31 protein-coding genes and 3 tRNA genes are annotated in these 21901 nt (G+C 62.3%); 16 read left to right on the top strand and 18 right to left on the bottom strand.

Translation table 11 applies throughout. The annotated features are described in order from the left end of the window. Positions 1-12 precede the first annotated feature (12 nt). From AC1DT6_RS08335 to AC1DT6_RS08320, 4 genes are all read right to left on the bottom strand, one after another. The gene (locus AC1DT6_RS08335; protein ID WP_477114605.1) at positions 13-1554 is read right to left on the bottom strand and encodes a DEAD/DEAH box helicase; all 1542 of its coding nucleotides are present in this window, start codon (positions 1552-1554) and stop codon (positions 13-15) included. Then, positions 1551-2534 (bottom strand): hypothetical protein, encoded by a 984-nt coding sequence (locus AC1DT6_RS08330; RefSeq protein WP_477114604.1) that lies wholly within the window; start codon positions 2532-2534, stop codon positions 1551-1553. The genes AC1DT6_RS08335 and AC1DT6_RS08330 overlap by 4 nt, the downstream gene beginning before the upstream one ends. Before the next feature lie 100 nt (positions 2535-2634). Continuing rightward, positions 2635-2883 (bottom strand): hypothetical protein, encoded by a 249-nt coding sequence (locus AC1DT6_RS08325; RefSeq protein ID WP_477114603.1) that lies wholly within the window; start codon positions 2881-2883, stop codon positions 2635-2637. Beyond that, a complete protein-coding gene (locus tag AC1DT6_RS08320; RefSeq protein ID WP_477114602.1) occupies positions 2880-3158 on the bottom strand; it encodes a YdaS family helix-turn-helix protein in 279 nt (92 codons plus the stop codon). The genes AC1DT6_RS08325 and AC1DT6_RS08320 overlap by 4 nt, the downstream gene beginning before the upstream one ends. A 55-nt stretch (positions 3159-3213) precedes the next feature. Between AC1DT6_RS08320 and AC1DT6_RS08315 the strand changes: the two genes are divergently transcribed. The 14 genes from AC1DT6_RS08315 (at position 3214) to AC1DT6_RS08250 (ending at position 8711) form a co-directional block, all read left to right on the top strand. After that, the gene (locus AC1DT6_RS08315) at positions 3214-3594 is read left to right on the top strand and encodes a helix-turn-helix transcriptional regulator (protein WP_477114601.1); all 381 of its coding nucleotides are present in this window, start codon (positions 3214-3216) and stop codon (positions 3592-3594) included. Between the two features lie 119 nt (positions 3595-3713). Next, positions 3714-4835 carry a hypothetical protein gene (locus tag AC1DT6_RS08310; RefSeq protein WP_477114600.1) on the top strand — a complete coding sequence of 374 codons (1122 nt, stop codon included), beginning with the start codon at positions 3714-3716 and terminating at the stop codon, positions 4833-4835. 220 nt (positions 4836-5055) lie between these two features. Further along, a complete protein-coding gene (locus tag AC1DT6_RS08305) occupies positions 5056-5280 on the top strand; it encodes a helix-turn-helix transcriptional regulator (protein ID WP_477114599.1) in 225 nt (74 codons plus the stop codon). Between the two features lie 41 nt (positions 5281-5321). Further along, positions 5322-5984, top strand: a complete 663-nt coding sequence (locus tag AC1DT6_RS08300) for an ORF6N domain-containing protein (RefSeq protein WP_477114598.1) — start codon at positions 5322-5324, stop codon at positions 5982-5984. Positions 5985-6047: 63 nt separating this feature from the next. After that, complete coding sequence (locus AC1DT6_RS08295) at positions 6048-6302, top strand: hypothetical protein (protein WP_477114597.1); 255 nt, start codon at positions 6048-6050, stop codon at positions 6300-6302. A gap of 97 nt (positions 6303-6399) precedes the next feature. Next, complete coding sequence (locus AC1DT6_RS08290) at positions 6400-6561, top strand: hypothetical protein (RefSeq protein WP_477114596.1); 162 nt, start codon at positions 6400-6402, stop codon at positions 6559-6561. Then, positions 6554-6766, top strand: coding sequence for a hypothetical protein (locus AC1DT6_RS08285; protein WP_477114595.1), 213 nt, complete (start codon positions 6554-6556; stop codon positions 6764-6766). The genes AC1DT6_RS08290 and AC1DT6_RS08285 overlap by 8 nt, the downstream gene beginning before the upstream one ends. Continuing rightward, entirely contained in the window at positions 6763-7125 is a 363-nt protein-coding gene (locus AC1DT6_RS08280) for a hypothetical protein (protein ID WP_441629857.1), read from the top strand. The genes AC1DT6_RS08285 and AC1DT6_RS08280 overlap by 4 nt, the downstream gene beginning before the upstream one ends. Next, the gene (locus AC1DT6_RS08275) at positions 7122-7370 is read left to right on the top strand and encodes a hypothetical protein (protein WP_477114594.1); all 249 of its coding nucleotides are present in this window, start codon (positions 7122-7124) and stop codon (positions 7368-7370) included. Before AC1DT6_RS08280 ends, AC1DT6_RS08275 begins: the two co-directional genes overlap by 4 nt. After that, a complete protein-coding gene (locus tag AC1DT6_RS08270) occupies positions 7367-7489 on the top strand; it encodes a hypothetical protein (protein WP_441629853.1) in 123 nt (40 codons plus the stop codon). The genes AC1DT6_RS08275 and AC1DT6_RS08270 overlap by 4 nt, the downstream gene beginning before the upstream one ends. A gap of 1 nt (position 7490) precedes the next feature. Beyond that, on the top strand, positions 7491-7736 hold the full coding sequence (locus AC1DT6_RS08265) for a hypothetical protein (protein ID WP_477114593.1): 246 nt from the start codon (positions 7491-7493) through the stop codon (positions 7734-7736). Beyond that, positions 7733-8026, top strand: coding sequence for a hypothetical protein (locus AC1DT6_RS08260; protein ID WP_477114592.1), 294 nt, complete (start codon positions 7733-7735; stop codon positions 8024-8026). Before AC1DT6_RS08265 ends, AC1DT6_RS08260 begins: the two co-directional genes overlap by 4 nt. A gap of 32 nt (positions 8027-8058) precedes the next feature. Continuing rightward, on the top strand, positions 8059-8415 hold the full coding sequence (locus AC1DT6_RS08255; RefSeq protein WP_477114591.1) for a hypothetical protein: 357 nt from the start codon (positions 8059-8061) through the stop codon (positions 8413-8415). After that, the gene (locus AC1DT6_RS08250) at positions 8412-8711 is read left to right on the top strand and encodes a helix-turn-helix domain-containing protein (RefSeq protein ID WP_477114590.1); all 300 of its coding nucleotides are present in this window, start codon (positions 8412-8414) and stop codon (positions 8709-8711) included. The genes AC1DT6_RS08255 and AC1DT6_RS08250 overlap by 4 nt, the downstream gene beginning before the upstream one ends. Here the strand turns inward: AC1DT6_RS08250 and AC1DT6_RS08245 are convergent. The 6 genes from AC1DT6_RS08245 to uvrC all read right to left on the bottom strand — a co-directional run bounded on the left by AC1DT6_RS08245 (position 8683) and on the right by uvrC (position 13474). Next, positions 8683-9876, bottom strand: a complete 1194-nt coding sequence (locus AC1DT6_RS08245; RefSeq protein ID WP_477114589.1) for a site-specific integrase — start codon at positions 9874-9876, stop codon at positions 8683-8685. The genes AC1DT6_RS08250 and AC1DT6_RS08245 overlap by 29 nt on opposite strands. 207 nt (positions 9877-10083) lie before the next feature. After that, a tRNA-Cys gene (locus AC1DT6_RS08240) sits at positions 10084-10157 on the bottom strand. A 105-nt stretch (positions 10158-10262) separates the two neighbouring features. Further along, positions 10263-10338, bottom strand: a tRNA-Gly gene (locus AC1DT6_RS08235). Between the two features lie 69 nt (positions 10339-10407). Beyond that, positions 10408-10483: transfer RNA gene (locus tag AC1DT6_RS08230), tRNA-Gly, on the bottom strand. Positions 10484-10650: 167 nt separating this feature from the next. After that, positions 10651-11253: a CDP-diacylglycerol--glycerol-3-phosphate 3-phosphatidyltransferase gene (gene pgsA / locus AC1DT6_RS08225; protein WP_441629841.1), complete on the bottom strand. Its 603-nt coding sequence runs from the start codon at positions 11251-11253 to the stop codon at positions 10651-10653. 103 nt (positions 11254-11356) lie between these two features. Beyond that, entirely contained in the window at positions 11357-13474 is a 2118-nt protein-coding gene (uvrC, locus tag AC1DT6_RS08220; protein ID WP_441629839.1) for an excinuclease ABC subunit UvrC, read from the bottom strand. Positions 13475-13584: 110 nt separating this feature from the next. On the opposite strand from uvrC, the gene earP reads away from it, so the two are divergent. Further along, on the top strand, positions 13585-14787 hold the full coding sequence (earP, locus tag AC1DT6_RS08215; protein ID WP_441629837.1) for an elongation factor P maturation arginine rhamnosyltransferase EarP: 1203 nt from the start codon (positions 13585-13587) through the stop codon (positions 14785-14787). Positions 14788-14992: 205 nt separating this feature from the next. Further along, complete coding sequence (gene efp, locus AC1DT6_RS08210; protein ID WP_045235571.1) at positions 14993-15553, top strand: elongation factor P; 561 nt, start codon at positions 14993-14995, stop codon at positions 15551-15553. 92 nt (positions 15554-15645) lie between these two features. Here the strand turns inward: efp and nagZ are convergent, their stop codons facing one another. From nagZ to lepB, 8 genes are read right to left on the bottom strand one after another with little or no spacing between them, the layout of a single operon-like run. Continuing rightward, a complete protein-coding gene (gene nagZ, locus AC1DT6_RS08205; protein ID WP_441629834.1) occupies positions 15646-16695 on the bottom strand; it encodes a beta-N-acetylhexosaminidase in 1050 nt (349 codons plus the stop codon). Continuing rightward, on the bottom strand, positions 16692-17141 hold the full coding sequence (gene acpS, locus AC1DT6_RS08200; protein ID WP_441629832.1) for a holo-ACP synthase: 450 nt from the start codon (positions 17139-17141) through the stop codon (positions 16692-16694). Before acpS ends, nagZ begins: the two co-directional genes overlap by 4 nt. Then, positions 17138-17920 (bottom strand): pyridoxine 5'-phosphate synthase, encoded by a 783-nt coding sequence (gene pdxJ / locus AC1DT6_RS08195; protein WP_441629830.1) that lies wholly within the window; start codon positions 17918-17920, stop codon positions 17138-17140. The genes acpS and pdxJ overlap by 4 nt, the downstream gene beginning before the upstream one ends. Positions 17921-17951: 31 nt before the next feature. Further along, positions 17952-18830, bottom strand: coding sequence for a DNA repair protein RecO (recO, locus tag AC1DT6_RS08190; RefSeq protein WP_441629828.1), 879 nt, complete (start codon positions 18828-18830; stop codon positions 17952-17954). After that, on the bottom strand, positions 18823-19758 hold the full coding sequence (gene era / locus AC1DT6_RS08185) for a GTPase Era (protein ID WP_045235575.1): 936 nt from the start codon (positions 19756-19758) through the stop codon (positions 18823-18825). Before era ends, recO begins: the two co-directional genes overlap by 8 nt. Continuing rightward, entirely contained in the window at positions 19755-20525 is a 771-nt protein-coding gene (gene rnc, locus AC1DT6_RS08180; protein ID WP_020205117.1) for a ribonuclease III, read from the bottom strand. Before rnc ends, era begins: the two co-directional genes overlap by 4 nt. Before the next feature lies 1 nt (position 20526). Then, a complete protein-coding gene (locus AC1DT6_RS08175; protein WP_441629825.1) occupies positions 20527-20931 on the bottom strand; it encodes a DUF4845 domain-containing protein in 405 nt (134 codons plus the stop codon). Positions 20932-20982: 51 nt separating this feature from the next. Next, positions 20983-21882: a signal peptidase I gene (gene lepB, locus AC1DT6_RS08170; RefSeq protein WP_441629823.1), complete on the bottom strand. Its 900-nt coding sequence runs from the start codon at positions 21880-21882 to the stop codon at positions 20983-20985. Between the last annotated feature and the right edge of the window lie 19 nt (positions 21883-21901).

Here is a 21901-nt window from a genome sequence, read left to right as displayed (position 1 = left end):
AAGTCGCTGAACCTAAGCATGGGCGTGCCCTTTGGCCCGGCCCTTGATGAACGCCAGCTTCAGTGACGCGATCTTGTTGGCCGTGTTCCGCTCGATGGGCACGTTGACGGTCCGATCGAAATTGAAGGTGCTCGGCGGCCACTCGCCGGTGATGTCCTTGAAGAGGTTCGCCGCCCGCCCCTTTTGCTTTTCCGGCAGGCTATGCGAGCGCGCGTACGTGACCAGCTGCGCGTACAGGTGCTGCTTGTTGTCCGCGAGCTTCTTCTTGCCCAGCACGACCTCTTCCATCGCGCCGGGCAGCGCCTCGATCAGCGAAGCAGACTTCGGCTCAAACCCACACGCCATGCATCGACGTCCGAAAGGCTTGTATCCGCACGACGGGCAGGCCACGATTTCCTTCTCTTCGCGCTCGTCCCTGACTGCCTTATCCAGCTTCTCGCCAGCATCCAGCGCGTCCAGACCGTTGTAGAAAATATCGGTGTAGTCGTCCAGAAAGCGTTGGATGTTGCCGCTGTGGTCCAGCAGCAGGCAGTCTTCCTTGCCGGTCTCCGGCGACGAGCGCAGGCCACGCCCCCACATCTGGATCGCGGTACTCAGCGACTTGCGCAGAGGGCGGCAATCGACGACGCAACCCACGTCCGGCACGTCAAACCCCTTGGCGAGCGCCTCAACGCTGATCAGCACGCGCAGAGACGAATCCGGCTTCTGGTACTCGGCCAGCAGCATCTGGCGTTCGGCCGGCGTCGTGTCCGACGTGAAGACCGCGGCCATCACGCCGGCGTCGATGAACTGGCGGCACAGCTCCTCGCAGTGATTGATCGTCGCGCCGAAGACGATCGTCTTGCGGCCTTGCCCGAACTTCACCCACTCAGTGACGACATCGCCCACAATCTCCATACCGCGCTGTTCAGCCGCGGCATCGGTCCACTCACCGCCCACCGTGGCCGCGCCAGCCATGTTCGCCTTTTTGCAGCTGAACACGCGCATGGGCACCAGCACGCCCGACTCGGTCAGTTGATGCATCGTGGTGGCGTTGACCAGGTTGGAAAACAGCTTCGCCAGCCCCTTGGAGAACGGCGTAGCCGAGAGGCCGATGACCGACGCGCGGCAGTTTGGGATGTGCTCCGTCCATGCCTTCAGCTGGGTATGCGCTTCGTCGACGATAATCACGTCGGCGTCCGGCCACTCACGCCGCGCCAGGGTCTGAGCACTGGCAATCTGAAAGGGCATGTCTGGTGCGTAGCGCCAGTGCGCGGCCTGGATCACGCCATGCGCGCTGAGGCCGTAGCGGTCCGCCGCCTCACTCGTCTGGTTGATCAGCGTAGTCCGATCACATACAAAGATCGCGCGTTTGCCCTTGATCAGCGCCTCGTGCGCAATGCGCAGGCCGAGGTAGGTTTTGCCGGCGCCGGTGGGCGCCATGATCAGCTGATTCTTGTGACCAGCGCGACGGCCTTCGCGCAGCCGCTCATGGGCCAGGGTCTGAAAATCGCGAGGATCCGGAAACTTGGCGTTGGAATAGGTCGGGGTGTCTTCGAACAGAACGTGGTTCACGCCGCTGCCCTCCCTTGCTTGCGTTGGAGGGCCTTGGCGATGCGCACCGCCTCGTTCTTCTCATTCATCAGCCCGTTGTTGCGCTCGCGCAGCGCGGTGATCTCTGCCTCCTTCTGCTCGAGGCTGGCAGCCGCATCCGCGCGCGCGGCCCGCAGCTCGGCCAGTGATGCCGCGACCCTGTCGTCGGCGGCCACGATGCGCTGCAGGGATTCGTTTTCAGCGCGAAGCGTGGCGTTCTCCGACATCGTTTCGGTTAGCACTTCTTCGAGCTGGACTAGGCGACTTGTGATTTCGCCCAGGTCAGGCGTTAGCAAGCCCGCAGCCTTCGCCGCACGCCTGGCAGTCCGCTGCTCAGCCGCGACGATCTTGATTGCGGCCGGACCTGCTGCGGCAATCTCTTCCTGCTGTTCCTGCGGAAGACCTGCGACCTGTGCCGCGGCGTCGATCGATACGCCGCCGCGCCGAACCACCTCGACAACCGCTGGCGCTGCCTCCTTTTTGATCTTCTCGACCTTGCGGATGGTGTTCTTGCTCAGGTTCGCGAGCTTCGACACCTCGACGTCCGTGCGGGTCGGAGCAGCTTCGTCCAAATTTGGGCGAAGCTGGGGATCGACACCACCGGTGGACGTAGCCTGGCTCTCGCGAACTTGCTGCTCAATCGCAGGCTTCGCCATCAGGGCCAGCTCCGCGCGCACGAAATCGCTGATGTTTCGCCGTCCGAGCTGATGGCGGACGATCCAGAGCGTCGCATCGGCGAGGGTTTCCAGCCCCTTCACCTGCTCAGTCCCGAATGCGATGCCATGCTTCTGGCAAATCTCGAAGCGGTTGTGGCCATCCAGCAGGACGTCATCCCAAAGCGCGAGGGGATCACGGCAGCCGTCCCGCAGGATATTCTGCTCGAGCTGCTCATACTCGTCTGCCGTCAACGGGGGAATGAGGCTGCGCAGATCGGGATCAATGAAGATGTGCGGATGGGTCATACGTTCCACAGGTCAAAGCGGGAGAAAAGGCGCAGGACGGTGGCCGGAGAGATCAGGCCATGGCAGTAAGCGCGCATGGTCAGGTGCTTCAGGGAGGATTTCATCGCTTGCCCCTAAACTGCTTGGGCTCGTAACGGGGATCGGCGCGGAGGTCTTGCGCGCGCAGACCCCGGCTCAGCGGCTCAATGTTGGTGCCGAGCGACTGGCGGGGGCGACGGTGCATCCAAATGAGTCCGGCCAGAAAAACCAGCAGCGTGAGCACAAACCAGCCAACTGCGAGCACGGCCATCCAGGTCAGCAGTTCGGGGCTGGCGCCGAAGGCCGTGGCGAGGCACATGGCGGTAGTCATAACGACACGCTCGCCAGCAAAGCCCAACCCTTGTAATCGGGCCGCAGCAGTTCAAGCTTCACTTCCGAGTGACGGCAAGCTGCGACGATGAACGGGCAGGCGTCTACGGGCGCTCGCCTATCACGGTTCACCCAGTTCCAAACTTCTTGAGGTGTCCGCTCGATCCTTCGAGCGAACTCAGCCTTTGTCTTGCACAGGCTGATGGCGAGCAGGAGCGTCTGCAGCGAGGTGTCTTGGTTCGGTTCCATACGCAAATCATAAACAATAGTTTTCACTAAATCAAACTCTTGTTTATAGTGCTAGAACACAAATGTTTATACAGTGGACGCCATGGCACTCGGAAAGAACGTCGAACATCTCCGCACCCTTCACTCGATGAGCAGAGGCGCCGTCGCGCGCGCAATCGGCCTAGAGGACGATCAGCCGATCTATGCATTGGAAAAACGAGATAGCAAGAGATCGAACCTAGCCCCGGCACTTGCGAAGCTCTTCCAGGTCAGTCTCGAATCCCTGCTCAGCGACGATCTCACATCGCTTTCCGCAGACGAGATCGGAGCCGGATTGGATAGCGCGTTGGTCACGGAGCGCCCGGAAGGGAACGCGGAACAAGGGCGACTGGCCTCAGCCTTCGAAGCCTTGAGCCAGTCCGGAAGGCTGGAACTTCTGCGCTTCGCCGAGTACCTCGTAGCAAAGGAAAAGGGGGCTGCGTAGGTCTGTTCTGAACTACACCAACAACAATCAAAGCCGCGCCTAGATCGACGGATTGAAAACCGGGCACCCTACCTGGATGGCGCGGCTCCTCATTCATAGGGTTGCACATGGGAAGTGCTATGGGCGCAGACAGTCCTCGCTCGTTCTCCGCCATCTCCGCGGCAAAGCGAGCAACTTTCATCAGCTATCGTGAAACCGCAGATAAGCTAGCGGCTTTCACCGGCGATTCACTTGTCGAGATCGCATCCGGCCTGATAGCCCACGGTATCCATTTGAGTGACCTCGCCTGCATCTCAGGCGTTGAGCAAGCAGTGTGGGGTATTTCCGATAGCGCCCCATTGTTGGCACTGTTGACTGAGACAATCAAGTCCGGTGGCATCAAAAGCGCATGGTTCGAACTGGACCAGCCGGACGCCGATCCGGATAGCTTCGGCTGGTTCCGGGAAAAGCTTGAATTCAATCTGGCCGTCGCTGAGCTTCCGAATCCGAGTTCCCTGCTAACCCCCGCACCATATTTATCCAGGCGCGCCCCTGTACCCGCCTGGATAAAGGTTTATGTTGGACGTTTCCGCATTTCCTTCAGGGATGCAGCGCAGATCCTCGCTGGGTTCGATCCAACTGACACATCTGGATTTTGGGACGATGACTCTCGAGCCTGGGTCAACGGCTGGCAGGACACTCTTGATGATGCAATTGAAGCCGGCAGCATCGAGGCCAGTTCCTGGGGCAGTAACCGCGGGACAGAGCAAATGCTCTCTCACGCCGATATAAGGGCGTGGTGCTCCGCGCTTGGCCACCAATGGCCGATTCCTGTCCCTACCGCTGCACCCGCAACCGATGCCGAGCTTCTCGTTAGACTTCGCCAGATAGAGACGGAGCGCGATGAGGCATTGACAGCTCGAGAAGCCACCCAGGCTGGATATGAGATTCTCAAGAGGGGCGTGGATAACACTAAGGCGCTGAGCGCTAGCGTTGGCGAATTGCAAGCTCAACTGGTCGACGCCAGAAGCGAAATCGAACGCTTGTTGCCTAGGGTTCCTCCTCGCCCAGACCTCCTCATGGGAATGGCCATCACAGTACAGCGCAGGTACTGGGGCGACAATTGGGACCCAAGCGAAAAGGATTCATGGCCGAAGGCAGATGACATCCTCGATTGGCTGAGCACGGAGTAYCCGGAAACCAGCGATGCTCAGCGTAGGGCGGTAGAAAAGGTGGCCTGCCCCGTCAATCGCGGCCGCTAATAAATGAAATCGGCAACCCTAAGGGTTCGCTGCTCCGGATGTCCCTCGCGGGCGAACCCTTAGGGCTAAGATCCAAGCCAGGCAATGGTTTGCGGAACCCTGAGGGTTTCTTTCACTATCGACCCTGAACCCTTTGGGTGTTGCCCCCAGGGTCACTCCTCGTCGTTCAATTCGGCCATGTACTCCGGTGTGTTCCGGGGCGATTCACTAAAGGTGAAACATGGCCGCACAAATCCAAGCAGCACTCGTCATCCTGCGCCGCAAGCAGGTGGAACAAGAGACCGGGCTGAGCCGCAGCACGATCTACCTGCGCATCAAGCTGAAGACCTTCCCACCGCCCGTCCAACTCGGACCGCGCGCCGTTGGCTGGCGCCGCGGCGATATTGACGCGTTCCTGGCAAACCCAGCCGGATACAGGGCCAAAGCAGCAAAGGGGCAGGCATGACCGGGCGCTCGTCCGACCGAGCGGTCACGCCGGAAACGCTCATGCCCATCGTGTGGAAGCAGACGAAGGTCATCACGACCGAGTTGCTGGCCAAGCTGTATGGGACGCAGATCAGCAACATTCAGAAGAACTACGAGCGCAATCTCGACCGCTTCGAGGATGGCAAGCACTTTTTTAAGCTCGAAGGCGCCGCACTGCGTGAGCTTAAACAACTGACCGACCCAAAGTCGGTCAGTGCGAACACCCGCAGCCTGACCCTCTGGACCGAGCGCGGCGCGGCCCGCCACGCGAAGATGCTGGAAACCGACAAGGCATGGGAGGTCTTCGAGCGTCTGGAGGACTCCTACTTCAGGCCGCGCGAGGCCGTCCTGCCTAGCGACGGCGAGGAGATTTCCACGGTCGCTGATCGTCGTCCGCTTTATCACGGAGCGATTGAGTTGATGGTGATGTGCCGCATGTCACCTGCCCGGGCTTACGCATACATTAACGCCGCAACTGGTAGCCCGAGCTTTGCCAAGATGAAGAAGAGTTCCGTTCCCCTCGGCGTCGACTTCGTCCAGCACGTGCTGGCAGGCACGCTTACGCTGGCCCAGCTACGACGACTGGAAGCGCGCAGCGTCGTATTGCCCTCCCAGTCGCGACAGCTTCCGCTGTTCGATATCCGGCTGACCTCTGAGAGCGGCACCAAACAAAATAAACAATAGTTGACACAAATAAACTCTTGTTTATACTGAGCGCGTCGACCTCACCACTTCGGAGCGAAACACATGGCAGCACAAACCGCCATTCCCCTCAACCAAAGCCCAGCGGTTTGCATAAACACTGACGCGGGCTTCCAGCGCCTGAGCGACGAAGCTGCCGCGCGGTTCAGCMACGCACGCAGCATCACGCAGTTCATGGCTCAGGTCAAAGAAATGCAGAGTATCGAAGAGCGTGACGTTGCTGCTATTGGCAGCGTCCTATGCAGCTTGATCGAGGAAGGCATCAGCCTCCAAGAGGCGGCAAATGCTTGCGCCAAGTGAGCCACGCGAGCCGCAAGCAAAACAAGGAAACGCCTCAACGGCGGCAACCGTTGAGGCGTCGGACGAATAAGTGAACCCCTGAGAAGGAACACTCGTAATGAAGAATAGCATAGAGGCAAAAACCGTCAGCCGAGCGCCGACCCATCCCCTCCCCCATGTCGCTCCACGCATGGGTGTCACGCTGAAAATGGCAGCCAAGGATTTGGGCGAGACCTACCCCGGCCTCTTCGAATTGGATGGGGAGGCCTGCCATGGCTGAGCCCAAACCCACCATCGACCTAGCCGAGCAGGCCTGGGCAATCCATAACATCCTCACCACTCTGCATGTGGCTTTGCCCGACGATGCGGATGAAGCCGAGCTACCAACTCGCTGCCTTCTCTCGCACGTCCTGAGCCTGACGGAACCGCTGGCGCTCGAGCTGATGACCCTCGGGTCCGACGCAAGGAAGGGTGGCAAGCAATGAGCACGCCTCGCAAAGCGGTTGATTGCTCGGAAGCGCTGACCCACCTCTGGATGGTCTCAGGCAAGCGTTTGTGTCAGGAAGATCTCCAATGGCTCACCGGACTGAGCGAGAAGGCCGAGGTGGAGCTGCGCAGCTTCGCTGACCTGTTGTCAGACGCCGGCGCGCGCGTGGGACTCTGCGGCGCGCATGGCATCGACGATGACACAGTGAGCAGTCTTCTGTTCTCGGCCGCCAATCTCACACGGAATGCAGCCGCGATGGTCTTCGTTGGCTCAGAGGCGGGTTATCTGCTGGCCCAATCGAGCGAAGGCAGCAGCCCCGACCCCACAACCAAGCCGAAGTCCGGAGGTGCGCGATGACTGCCAATTACATTCTGCCCTGCGAAGAAGAGCGCAAACCCATTGCGCAGGAGCAGCTGGCGGCCCGGCTTCGCGCCCGCGTTGCACGGGTCACTGGTATGGCGAACCTGATGTTTCTGGGTGACTTCCAGGCCCTCGACGATCGCATCCAGACCGAGTTGATCGCTCTACTGGACGAACTGGAAGACAACGCCTACTCGGCCGCCATCGAGGCCTCCAACGTTCTTGCCGGAGCCAAGCCATGATCCGTCCGCACATCCGCCGCAGCGCCTTGGGCGGCTTCGTGGCCTCCCGCTATTACAACCGCCGCCGCGCAGCCGCGCGCCGCCTGGTGGCCGCCTTCTGGCGCTTCCTTGGGGCCTGACATGAAGACAGCAAAGATCATCGCCCTGCCCCGGCCGACGGCCGAAGCCGGCAGCACGGAGCCCGATCGCATCACTATCACCTTGAATGCTGACGGCACACATAGCGAGCGCGTGGTCGGCGCGTACGCGGAGGATCCGCGCATCGCCCTAGAAGCGCTCGACCTGGTCGTCGGCCGCATCGAGCCACGCGCACGCCCGCGCGCCGCCGGCACCGTTATCGACTTCCCGAATCGGAGGACAGCATGATTACCCCTGCCCAAATCTCAGCGCTTCTGCTTATCGCCGACAAAGCAATCGAACTGCACGGCTTCGAGAATGACGTCCGCGAGGCTAAGCGCACGCTCGACGCGGCATACCTCACGCATAAGCGGGAATGTGGTTTTGGCATCGAGCGTGACTCGCCAGCGTGGGATGCAATGATGGCCGCGACTAAGAACGAGTTTGCGGCCGTCGGTCACACCAAGCGGGGCGCCCACAATGCCAAGCGCCGCCTCGAAACCGCGGTCAAGGCGTACCTGCGTGGAGGTGCAAAGTGAACCGCCAAACCCGACAGCAAACACTAGGTACCATGCTGGAAGAGTACCGCGCCGGCACCCGCGGCCTGCCCACCTATGCCGAGCTCGCCGCCGTGGTCGGCAGCGACCACGACGGGCATGCCGCGATCAACGCTGCCCTGCGTCCAAGCCTCTTCGACGAGATCACCGGCACGGCAGCCAAAAGCAGTGGCCCCGTCCACGTGCGGGCCGGAGGAATGCCATTGGTCTTCGACGACGCCGCCACCGCGGCCGAGGTGATCGAGACGGCCGCGCGCCTTTGCGACGAGCAGGCCAGCGAATGGGATTCGGATGCCGTGGTCAGCGACAAAAACTATGCGGCTCACTGCGCTGCCCTAATCCGCGCGATGACCCAGAGAGGCTGCCAATGACTGCATCCATCGCCTTTATCGAGGCGCTGACCGCCGACCAGGTGGCCGAGGCACTCGGGTGCGAGCCTCAGCACGTCAATGATCTGGCAGCTGCAGGCAAGCTACCTGGCGTCAAATACGGCCGCTCATGGCGCTTCCCGGTCTCCGCGCTGAGGGAGTATCTCGCTCAACGCGCAATGCAGAACGTTGCACCCAAGTCGTACGAGGACATCCCGACAACGAAGCCCGCCCAAAAGGGCCGCGGCCGGCGAAAGCCGCCAATGGATCTCACGCAGACTGTGCGGGTTGTGGACTAAGCCACAGCCGGTCGGCAAGGTCTGAGCCCCGCAGGCTCACATAGCGCATGAACACTCGCGGGTCCTTGTGACCCGTGATGCGCATCACCTCTTCGCCGCGGAACATCCACCCGCCGGCACCATCTCGCATCAGCACCCATCGGCAGGTAGCCTCGTGCCGCATGTCGTGCTCGGTCAAGTTTTCACAGCCCGCATACTTGAAGATCCGGCCAAAGGCGCGGCTTAGCCGGCTCGTGACCTGGTTCAGTTCCGCGTCACTGTCGTCCAGCCCAGACCACCACGGAAACAGGAGCGTGGCGGGCCCCTGAAGGCGGGCCGCCTTGCGTCGCCGCTCCAGCATGTCGTAGATCTCGGGAACGATAGGCACATCGCGGGCTGCACCCGTCTTGCTCTGAGCTACGTGGATGGTGCGCAGGTCCAGGCGCACATGGCTCTCTCGCAAGCGATACGCCTCCCGCAGCCGAAGCCCAGTGTTCAGGATCAATTGAAAGAGGTCGATCATCGCCTCCCGCTCCGGCATCAGCAGTGGTCTCTCCCGCCCCTCTCGCTTAACGCCACTCATGGCGGCCAGAATCTGGGTCTCCTCACCGTCAAGGAGACGTCGATCACGCTCCACATCCGTTTTCACCACCTTCTTCTTGTCGCCATGCAACAACTGGCGCTCGCGCTCGTTGTAGGTCGAGTAGTTCTTCGGAAGTAAGCGGAAGGGATTTGCCAGCGGTTGACCACCATGCTCAGCCTCCCGCTTCAGGTGCCAGTCGAGCATCCGGGCCAGGCAACCCACGCGCTTGCGGATGGTGCCTGGCGCGAGATTCCGCTCAATCTTCAGGGAGCGCACCCACTCTTCGGCCCATTTGTACTGCAGAACGTCATCGAGACGCTTTGCCCCTACCCACATGGTCAGCAGATCGAGAAGGTCGCGGTCCATAGCGCTCACGGAAACCGCATCGAGATATTCCCGGATCAAGCGTCCGATGGTCACAGTCCCGGGCCGCTTTGGTAGCGCCACGGCCTCGCGGGGCACCACCCCCTGGGCAAGCATCGACTCTAGACGGTTGCCATACTCGCGCGCCTCGGCCTCTGTCTCGAATGTGGCCGTGTATGGCTTCGGCAGAAGTCGGTGCTTCACCCTCAATTCGAACTTGGCGCCGCGGGCGCGAACCATGGCCATTTGCTATCCCTTCGATCGGTTTTGGTGAACTCGCGTACACGACCAACATCTCGCGTACACGCCCAAACCTAGCCGATTCAGGGTGGCATTGCCACCTTTTTTGGGTGGCACAGGGTGTTTTGAGGGGATTTCAGACTGTTTTCGAGCAAACCAAAAGGTAGGCCGAAAAAGAAAAAGCCCTGATAAATCAGGGCTTTAGTATGGAGGCGGGGGTCGGAATCGAACCGGCGTACACGGCTTTGCAGGCCGCTGCATGACCACTCTGCCACCCCGCCGGGTGACGGCTGCTGGGATTGTAGCCGCATTCGCCTGACCCTGCCGGGCCGCGCCTGCGCACCACTATCGCAAACAAAAAGGGAAGCGCTGCTTCCCTTTGGGATTGGAGCGGGAGACGAGGCTCGAACTCGCGACCTCAACCTTGGCAAGGTTGCGCTCTACCAACTGAGCTACTCCCGCATTTACTACTCTGAGCGCCAATCTGGAACCCTACGGTATGCACCGCGATTTCCAGATGCAACGGAAACCTGGAGCGGGAGACGAGGCTCGAACTCGCGACCTCAACCTTGGCAAGGTTGCGCTCTACCAACTGAGCTACTCCCGCAGGATCCTGCTGACTTCTTACTTAAAACGCTACTTCTGCGCCGATACTGACCACATCACGCTGCGTTCTTGCTGCTTTTCGCTTCGTTCGGTTTGTTTCGTCAGAAGCGAGAACAGGATTATTGCAAACCGCCGCAGCATTCGTCAAGCATATTTTTCACCGGATCTTCATTTTTGTGCGGTGGCTTCTCCACTCAGGCCACTGCGCTCGCGAATCTGCGGCCATGCCAGCTTCATGTAATAAAACATCGACCACAGGGTCAGCACAGCCGCCACATAGATCATCCACGCACCCAGCACCGAGGCGTCGACGATGCCCAGCAGACTGTCGTTGAAGAGCAGCAGCGGTATCGCGATCATCTGGAAAGTGGTCTTGAGCTTACCGAGAAAATTCACCGCGACGCTCTTGGAGGCCCCGATCTGCGCCATCCATTCGCGCAGCGCCGAGATGGTGATCTCGCGGCCGATGATCACCAGCGCGATCAGGTCGGCGACCCGGCCCAGTGCAAGCAGGGACAGCAATGCCGCGGCCACCATCAGCTTGTCGGCGACCGGATCCAGGAAAGCGCCAAAGGACGATGTCTGGTTCCAGCGCCTTGCCAGGAAGCCGTCCAGCCAGTCGGTGACCGCTGCAATGATGAAGAAACCTGCTGCCGTCATGTTCTTGGCATGCATTGGCAGCCATGCCTCGGGCAGGTAGTAGACACCCACCACGAGGGGAATCATGGCAACACGGAGCCAGGTCAGCAGGATCGGTATATTCAGCGGCATGGGGGCTCGAAACGAGACAACGGCAATGGGCAACCCTGAGATTGTCGCCTATTTCAACGGGAACCGAGCATTTCCTGCCACACGGCCCTCGGATTTGACCGAATCAATGCAGCTGCCGATAGATTTCCTCGGCTAGCGCATGTGAAATGCCGTCGACGCTGGCCAGTTCGTCGATGCTAGCCGCAATGACGCCTCGCAGGCCGCCGAAGCGGGTGAGCAGCTTTTGCCTGCGGCGGGCGCCGACGCCTTCGATCTCCTCCAGCCGCGAGGTGGTGCGCACCTTGGCGCGGCGCGCACGCATGCCGGTGATGGCAAAGCGGTGCGCCTCGTCGCGGATCTGCGCCACCAGCATCAGGGCCGCGCTCCCCTGCCCCAGTTCCAGCGACGGACGGCCGTCGGCAAATATCAGCGTCTCCAGTCCGACCTTGCGGCCTTCGCCCTTGGCCACGCCCACCAGCAGGCCGATATCCAGGCCGAGTTCTTCGAATACCTGGCGCGCGACCTCCACCTGGCCCTTGCCGCCATCGATCAGGACCACAGTGGGCATCAGCGTCGACGCGGCAGGCGTGCCCGCCGCGTCGGGCATGTCGCCCTGCCGACCTTCGGGGACGCCCTGCTGCGCCTGCTCCATCAGCTCCACCAGCTTCTGGTAGCGCCGCGTCAGCACCTGGCGCATGGCGGCGTAGTCGTCTCCGGGCGTGATGTCCTGGATGTTATAGCGGCGGTATTCGGCGTTCTGCATCTCGTGATGGTGGAAGACCACGCAAGAAGCCTGCGTCGCCTCGCCCGCGGTATGGCTGATGTCGAAACACTCAACGCGCAGCAGCGCCAGGTCCTCCATGTCGATGCCGATCGTGTCCGCCAGCGCGCGCGTACGGGCTTGCTGGCTGCCCTGCTCCGCCAGGCGGCGGGATAGCGCCAGTTCCGCACCTTTCTGGGCCATCTCCAGCCAGGCCCGGCGCTGCCCCTGCGGCTGGCGGACCAGTGTGACCTTGCGCCCGGCCTGCATCGACAGCGCCTCCAGCAGTGCCTTGCCCGGCGGCAGGTGACTGACCACCAGGATCGGCGGCACGGCCTGGTCCAGATAGTGCTGCGCCATGAAGGCGGACAACACCTCGGCGGCAATGCGCTCGACCGGAATACCGGCGGGACCGGCCGCCGCCGGCGCGTTTTCTTCGCCAGCCTCGGCCGCTGCGCCCGCGGCGGCTTCGTCCTCATCCTCGACGATCATCGCGCCTTCCTCGACGTGCGCCGGGAAGTAAGCCTTGTCACCCAGGTGCCGCCCCCCGCGGATCATCGCCAGGTTGACGCAGGCGCGGCCGCCCTCCACCGCTACCGCAAGCACGTCGATGTCGCTGGCCTGCCCGACCTCCTCCACCGCCTGCCGCTTGAGCACGGTGGACAATGCACCGATCTGGTCCCGCACCGCAGCCGCCTGCTCGAATTCCAGGCGCCCTGCATGCTCTTCCATTTTCGCCTGCAAGCCCTCGAGCACCTCGTTCTGCCGCCCCTGCAGGAAGCGCGCCGCGTTGCTGACGTCGCGGGCGTAATCCGCCTCGCTGATGGCGCCCACGCATGGGCCGGTGCAGCGATGAATCTGGTGCAGCAGGCACGGCCGCGTGCGGTTGGTGAAGACCGTATCCTCGCAGGTGCGCAACTGGAACACCCGCTGCAGGATCTGCATGCTCTCCCGTACCGCATGGGCGCTCGGGAATGGTCCGAAGTATTGGTGCTTGCGGTCGGTGGCGCCGCGGTAATAGGCCATGCGCGGGAAGCGATGGCTGGTCAGCTTGACGAACGGATACGACTTGTCGTCGCGGAACAGGATGTTATAGCGCGGCGCCAGCGCCTTGATGAGGTTGTTTTCCAGCAGTAGCGCCTCGGCCTCGGTGCGCACTACCGTGGTCTCGATGCGCACGATCCTGGCCACCATCATGGCGATGCGCGGCGACAACAGCGTCTTGTTGAAATAGCTGGCGACACGCTTCTTCAGGTCGCGTGCCTTGCCTACGTAAAGGACATTGCCGTTCGCGTCGAAGTAGCGATAGACGCCTGGCAAGCCAGGCAATTGCGCGATCACCGCCTTGGCATCGAACGGCGCCTCCGCCAGCGCCTCGGGTGCGGGTTCGGGCGTCGCTTCGCCCGGCGCCGCGGGCAGTCCTTCGGGCTGACCGGCGGCGGGCGCGCCTTGATCGTGAGTTTCGGGTTCCTGCTGCGACATCGGGAGGGAGTTGGCCGTGAGGGGCCCGTTTCGCACGTGGCCAGCGGGGCCATGCGCAACAGGCTCTAAAATCGCAAGTTTAGAGCAAATCCTTGCCAACTCACGCCGCCATGCCTGTCCAACCCGACCGTGCCATCCGTTCCTGGGACATCTTCTGTACCGTTATCGACAATTTCGGCGATATCGGCGTCTGCTGGCGGCTGGCGCGCCAACTGGCACAGGAGCATGGCCACGCCGTACGCCTTTGGGTGGATGATCTCGCCAGCTTTGCACACCTTGCCCCCGGCCTCGATACAGGCGCGCCCCGGCAGGAGCTTGCCGGCGTGACGATCCTTCCCTGGCGGCGACCGGACCAGGAAAGCGCGCAGGAGAGCACGGCCCGCTTTGCGGGCGTCACGCCGCACGATGCGGTCATCGAAGCCTTCGCATGCGACCTGCCCGAGCCATTCCTTGCCGCCATGGCCGCGCGCGCGCCTAAGCCGGCATGGCTCAACCTCGAATACCTCAGCGCCGAGCCCTGGGTGAGAGAACACCACGGCATGGCCTCGCCGCATCCACGCCTGCCGCTGGTCAAGCACTTCTTCTTCCCGGGCTTCGAGCCCGGCACGGGTGGAGTGCTGCGCGAAACCATGCTGGGCATGCAGCGGGAACACTTTCGCGCCAGCCCCGCCGCACAGGCTTCGCTATGGCACCGCCTTGGCTTCGAGCCCATCGAAGGCGCCCTGAAGGTCAGCCTGTTCGCCTACCGCAATGCCGCCCTGCCCGCACTGCTGACCCAATGGCGCGATGGCTCGGAGCCGGTCCAGTGCCTGGTGCCGGCGGGCCTGGCCGCGCGGCAGGCCAGCGAATGGTTCGGCGAGGCCGATTGCGCGCCTGGCACCGTTTTCAGGAGTGGCCGCCTGACCGTGCAAGTCGTGCCCTTCCTGCGCCAGGAGCACTACGACGAACTCCTGTGGCTATGCGACCTTAACTTCGTGCGAGGCGAGGACTCATTCGTGCGCGCGCAATGGGCTGGCCGGCCTTTTGTCTGGCAGATCTACCCGCAATCCGACGCGGCGCATATGGTCAAGCTCGATGCCTTCCTCACGCTAATCGTGCAACGGATGGAACGCAGTGGCCAACCGGAGGCGGCCGCTGCACTTGCGAACTTCTGGCACAGCTGGAATAAGGACGATGAATCACCCGACTGGCCCGGACTGCGCGCGCATCTGCCATTGCTCGCCCGTGTCGCCGAGCAATGGCAGCGCAGCCTGCTGCACCTTGGCGACCTGGCGGCAAATCTGGTGGCGTTTTGCGAAAATCGGGTAAAATAGCGGGTTGATTTAATGGCGACCGGGCCGGAAGACGGATGCGTCCTGTGCAAGCGATCGGCCCTGGCATGCGCCACGGTAAGAGCGGCGCGGGGCCTTAGCGTAAAGGGCACGGGTCGCGCGCACGGACACCGCTAGCGCCGTGCGTCGGCAGCGCGCCTTCGCCATACCRAATTCCGAGACATTCTTTTTCAGGAAATTAGTTCAGATGAAAACCGCACAAGAACTCCGCGTCGGCAACGTATTCATGATCGGCACCGACCCGATGGTCGTGCAGAAGGCTGAGTACAACAAGTCGGGCCGCAACTCCGCCGTGGTCAAGATGAAGTACAAGAACCTGTTGACGGAAGCCCCGGGCGAAGCCGTCTTCAAGGCCGACGACAAGTTCGAAGTCGTGATGCTTGAGCGCCGCGAATGCACCTACTCGTACTTCGCCGACCCGATGTACGTGTTCATGGATACCGACTTCAACCAGTATGAAGTCGAGCAGGACAGCATGGGCGACTCGCTGAACTACCTCGAAGACGGCATGAACGTCGAAGTGGTGTTCTACAACGACAAGGCCATCTCGGTGGACATGCCCACCACGCTGGTGCGCGAAATCATCTACACGGAACCCGCCGTCAAGGGCGATACCTCGTCGGGCAAGGTGCTCAAGGGCGCCAAGATCAACACCGGCTTCGAACTGCAAGTGCCGCTGTTCTGCAATATCGGCGACAAGATCGAAATCGACACCCGTACCGGCGAATACCGCAGCCGCGCCAACTAAGCGCAGCTTGTTCGCCGCCATCCCCACGCGGATGGCAACGAAAAAGGGCAGCCCAGGCTGCCTTTTTTTTATTCTCTTGCCCCTTTTGCGGATCAGGCGATCAGGTCGTGCGACTTGAGCACGCGCAGTGCCGCGGCGTACTCCGGCTCCTGCATCAGCTTGTTCCAGTCCAGCGGCTTGCGGCGTCCGAACAAGCGGCGGATGCGTCGTTGCGAATCCTTGCCGATGCGTACATCGAGTTCGCCGAGCAACTGGTCCGCACGCTCAGGATGGTTGCAGATCAGCACCATGTCGCAGCCGGCGCCAAGGGCCGCGCGCGCGGCTTCGGTCACCGTGCCCGCGACGCTTGCGCCTTCCATGCTCAGGTCGTCGCTGAAGATCACGCCCTCGAAGCCAAGCTGGGTGCGTAGCACGTCCTGCAGCCAGTAGCGCGAAAAACCGGCAGGATGCGGATCCACCTTGGGATAGATCACATGCGCCGGCATCACAGAGGACAGCGCCATCCCCATCCACTCGTAAGGACGCGCATCCTGCGCGAGAATCTCGTCGAGACCGCGCTCGTCCACCGGCACCGCCACATGCGAATCGGCGGCAACAAAGCCGTGGCCGGGGAAGTGCTTGCCGCAATTGGCCATGCCGGCCAGCAGCAGGCCATGGGTCAGGTGGTTGGCGAGCATCGTCACCACGCGCGGGTCGGCGTGGAAGGCGCGGTCGCCGATCACAGCGCTGAGCCCGTAGTCCAGGTCAAGCACCGGGGTGAAGCTCAGGTCGATATCGCAAGCCCGCAACTCTGCTGCCAGCACGTAGCCGCAGCTGACGGCAGCCTTGGTTGCCGTCAGCACGTCGCGGTCCCACAGCGCGCCCAGCCGGGCCATTGCGGGGAGGTGCGTGAAGCCGTCGGTCCTGCAGCGCTGCACCCGGCCGCCCTCATGATCGATGCAGATCAGCACGTCATCGCGCACGCCACGGATCTCGCGCGTCAGCGCCTGCAATTGCGAGCGCGACTCGAAGTTGCGCGCAAACAGGATCACGCCACCGGTCAGCGGGTGGGAAATGCGGCGGATATCGTCCGCATCGAGGTGCTTGCCTTTGACATCGAGTACAACCGGGCCCGGCCGTCTGCCGGAAATCTTCTTGATCATTTGAAATCTTCGCTAGGCTTGGGGGCGAGCGGCAGGCCGGCGCGGACGTCGGCACCGCCGGGCTCGGCGATCGCAAAGGCGACCGCATAATCGTGTTCGTCGCTGACGCTGACCCGGACCACGAGGCCGCGTTCCCGCAACCAGGTGTCGAGCTCGCCATGGCAATGCGCATAGGGCTCGCCGGAAGGCAGGTTCAGCAGTTCCATGGCACGCCAGGTCATCGGCCAGCGCATGCCCAGGCCGATGGCCTTGGAGAAGGCCTCCTTGGCGGCAAAGCGCGTCGCCAGGAACGCGAGCCCGCGCTTTTCGGAGCGCGCCTTGCGTGCATGGTACTTCTGGAGTTCCTGCGGCCCGAGCACCTTTTCCGCAAAACGTCCGCGCGTGCGCTCCATCACGCCCTGCACGCGGTCGATCTGGATGATGTCGGTACCGAGGCCGTAGATCACGCCGCGGCGTCCGGACGGGGATAGGTGGTGCCCAGGCGCGCCGCCACCATGATGGCTTTCATCTCGCGCACAGCATTCTGCCAGCCGACAAAGACCGCGTGGGCAACGATGGCGTGGCCAATATTCAACTCCTTGATGCCGTGCAGTGCCGCGACCGGCTGCACATTCGTGTAGTGCAGGCCGTGCCCGGCATTGACCACCAGCCCGAGCCGCACGCCCGCGTCGACGCCTTCGGCGACGCGGCGAAACTCGGCGGCCTGCTCCCCGGCGGAATGCGCGTCGGCATAGCGGCCGGTGTGCAGTTCCACCACCGGCGCGCCACACGCGGCGGCCGCTTCGATCTGGTCAGCCTGCGCATCGATGAAGAGCGAAACGCGGATGCCCGCATCGGCAAGCTGGCGGCAGGCAGCCTTGACCTGCTCGAAACGCCCGGCTACGTCCAACCCGCCCTCGGTGGTGACTTCCTCGCGCCGCTCGGGCACCAGGCAGACATCCTGCGGACGGATCGTGCAGGCGATGTCGAGCATTTCCTGGGTGATCGCGCACTCCAGGTTCATGCGCGTGGCCAGCAGCGGCCGCAGCGCATGCACGTCGGCGTCGCGGATATGGCGGCGGTCTTCGCGCAAGTGCAGGGTGATCAGGTCGGCGCCGGCCTGCTCGGCCTGCAGTGCTGCCTGGATCGGATCGGGATAGACCGTGCCGCGCGCATTGCGCAGCGTGGCCACGTGGTCGATATTGACGCCAAGGTCGATGACGCCGGGATGCGCGTGGAAAATCATGCGGGAGGGCTCGAAAGGCTCGGAGATATTCTCAGAGATAGTGCAAATCGATCAGGATCTGGCGCGTCTTCAACGGCGCGCCTTGCAGATAATAATGCAGCAGGAAGCGCATCAGCGCACGACTTTGCGTGACAGTTTGTGTCCGTCGATAGTCGTCCTGCGACATGTCGAGCAGCGTCTGCCCGGAAACCACCGGCCACGAGGACGGATCGCTGGCCTGCGCGCGGCGTACGCCACGCTCTGGCTGGTAGACATAGTCCTGCCCCGGCTCGACCGTCTCGCCCGAATTGGCGCATTCATCGAAGGCCACCGCAAAGCCGGTTTCCTGCAGCAGCACGCGCTCGAAGCCGCGCAGCACCAGGCCGGCCTGCTCGCCATGCGAAAGCCGGGTCAGCGTGGCCATGTACTGGCGGAACAGGGCAACGTGCGCATCTTCGCGGGCGCAGAAACGCAGCAGCAGTTCGTTGAGATAGAACCCCGAGAGCAAGGCGTCGCTGGCCAGCGGCAGCATGCCGCCGACCCACTCCGCGCGCGTCAGTGTCTTGACTTCGCCACGGCCGCTCCAGGACAGCGAGATCGGCTGAAAATGCTGAAGCACCGGGCGCAGCGCCGAATGCGGCCGCTTGGCGCCCTTGGCCACCATGGCCACGCGGCCGTAATCGCGCGTGAACACGTCGAGGATCAGGCTGGTCTCGCGGTAGGGCCAGGCGTGCAGCACGAAGCCGGGCTGGTTGGCCACGCGCAGTTCGGTGCGCGCCGGCACGATGCGCAGCGCGCGATCCATCATCGCGCGCTGCTCGGCCACTTCCATGCCGGGCACGGCATGGCTGTCCAGCAGTTCGGCCGCTTCTTCCACCACCGGGTCTGTGCGGCGGGCCTTCAAGGCAGGCCCGCCAGCTCTGTCACTCATAGCCGTAGGCGCGCAATCCAGCTTCGTTGTCGGCCCAGCCGCTCTTTACCTTGATAAACATTTCCAGGTAAACCTTGCCGTCGAACAGCTTCTCCATGTCGATGCGGGCTTCGGTGGAAATGGTCTTGAGCTTGGCACCCTTGTTGCCGATGATCATGGCCTTGTGCCCGTCGCGCTCGACGAGGATGGTGGCGAAGATGCGCCGCAGCCGGCCTTCCGTCTCGAACTTTTCGATGATGACCGTGCTGGTGTACGGCAATTCATCGCCGGTCCAGCGGAACACCTTCTCGCGGATGATCTCGGAGGCCATGAAGCGCTCGCTGCGATCGGTCATGGAGTCGGCGTCATACATCGGCTCGCCTTCCGGCAGGTACGGCCGGATGATCGCCAGCAGACGCTCGATGTGGTCTTGCGTCTTGGCCGACATCGGCACCACTTCCGCGAATTGGAACTGGTGGCCCATCTTTTCCAGGAAGGGCATCATCACCTCGGCCCGGTCCGCGCCAAGGCGATCGAGTTTGTTGGTGACCAGCAGCACCGGCACCTTCTTCGGCAACAGCGAAAGCACCTTCTCGTCGTCGGCGCCGTAGTAGCCGGCTTCCACGACGAACAGCACCAGGTCCACCGACGACAGCGTCGAGGTGACCGCGCGGTTCAGCGAGCGGTTCAGCGCGCTGGCATGGCGCGTCTGGAAGCCCGGCGTATCGACGAACACATACTGGGCATCCTCGGTAGTCTGAATGCCGACAATGCGATGGCGCGTGGTCTGTGCCTTGCGCGAGGTGATGCTGATCTTCTGACCAACCAGCGCATTCATCAGGGTGGACTTGCCGACGTTGGGACGCCCGACAATGGCCACGGTGCCGCAGCGGAACGCCGCGGATGGGGTACCCGCGGCGGCTTGCCGCGGATCGGTAGATTCGGTCATTCCTTCAACCTGAGAGACAACTGGGGATCGGGTGGCACCGGTTGCTTGCGCGTCTTGCCGGTGCGCTCGGCCCGGCTGCGCTTGAGCAACTGGGGCACGAGCTTCTGCACCTCGTCGAGCGCCAGCTTGGCGGCGGCCTGTTCGGCGGCACGGCGCGACGCGCCGGTACCGAACACCCGCACTTCCAGTTTAGGCACGGTGCACTCGACTTCAAACTGCTGGTTATGCGCGGCGCCATGTGTGGCGATCACGTTATATTGCGGCAGGGCTATCTTGTGGCCTTGCAGGTACTCCTGCAGCAGCGTCTTGGCATCCTTGCCCAGCGTGCGCGGATCGACCTGCTCGAGGATGGGGATATAAAGCTTGCGGATCAGCGTGCGCGCCCCCTCGAAGCCGGCATCGAGGAAGACGGCGCCGACGATCGCTTCCAGCGCATCGGCCAGGATCGACGGGCGGCGGAAACCGCCGCTCTTCAGTTCCCCCTCGCCCAGGCGCAGCGCCTCGGACAATTGCAGCATCTGCGCAATTTCATACAGCGCCTGCTGCTTGACCAGGTTGGCGCGCACGCGGGACAGGTCGCCTTCGTCGAGCTTGCTGAACATGCCGTACAGCATGTCGGCCACGGCACAGTTCAGCACCGAATCGCCGAGGAATTCCAGGCGTTCGTTGTGCAAGGCACTGTGGCTGCGGTGCGTCAGCGCCTGCTGCAGCAATTCTGGCTTGCTGAAGCGGTAGCCGAGGCGTTGCTGCAAGGCGTCGAGGTTCATGTCAGTACTGCGTTCCCGAATAGGTAATCAAAAGGCTCAGAGGACCGTATAACGGCACTTCGTTACGGTAGGAAAACCCCACCGACCGGATCCCGCCATTGTCATCTTCATTGATATCCAGATCGTCGCTGCGCACAGCGGTGATACGGTCGATCTGCGCCTGCTTGTTGAAATAATCGGCCACTTCGCGCTTGCTGGATGCCTGTTGCTTGGCATAACTGATGGCGCGCTTGACCGAGAAATACTCCAGCAGGCTTGGGATCGCCCTGACCGCCGGGATTACGATACCCCCCACGACCAGTATGACGATCAGCAAGCTGCCGAGGGAGAATCCACGCGGCTTGCTGCGTCCCGACAAACGTGCCCGCCCCCTGACTGCCCCAACCACTCGACCCGATTGACCCATGTTGCGCTTTCCCTCGCTTGACTGGAGTGATTTATACGCATCGCGGGAGGCTTACTTGAACGCCCCCACGCGTCCGATATTGCCGAGGTTCATCCAGATCAGGAATGCCCTGCCGACAATATTCTGATCGGGCACGAAGCCCCAGTAACGTGAATCCAGGCTGTTATCCCGGTTATCGCCCATCACAAAATAGTGGCCTTGCGGCACTTTGCACGTTACGCCTTGCTGATTGTAAGTGCAGTTTTCGTGGAACGGGAAATCCGGATCCATGCCGGAAATATAGGCTGGCCTGTCGGCATCATTGAGGATACCGTGCTCCGGGCCGTCGGGCAGCTTCTCGCGGAAGTGCTTCGAATACGAAAGCCGTTCTTCGTCCAGGTAGTCAGGCAGCGGGCTGTACTCCGCTGGCTTGCCGTTGATGGTCAGGCGCTTGTTCTGGTAGCTCACCACATCGCCCGGCACTCCGATCACACGCTTGATGTAATCGAGCGACTGGTCCTTCGGGTAGCGGAACACCATCACGTCGCCGCGCTGGGGGTCGCCGACCGAGATGATCTTCTTGTTCACCACCGGCAGGCGGATGCCGTAGTCGTACTTGTTGACCAGGATGAAGTCGCCGATCAGCAGCGTCGGGATCATCGAGCCAGACGGGATCTTGAACGGCTCGACCACGAAGGAGCGCAGCACGAACACGGCCAGGATCACCGGGAAGAAACTTGCCGAATATTCCAGCCACCATGGCTGGCGCAGCTTTTCCTCCGCCAGGCGGCTACGCGAGGTATCGACCTCGCCAGCGCCATAGCGCCCCTGCAGATCGGTACGGCGCGCATCGAACTCCGCCAGCGCGGACTGTGCGGAAAGCCGCCGTTGCTTCTCGAACACCAGTTTGTCGGCCACCCAGGCAACGCCCGTGATAACCACCAGCACAAAAAGGATCAGTGCAAAATTCATGACGGCTAGATCTTCGTGT

The organism is Cupriavidus sp. 01L45, from assembly GCF_056399885.1.
Note: the sequence above shows the minus strand (reverse complement) of the source record. Positions and strands in the feature narration are given on the sequence as shown.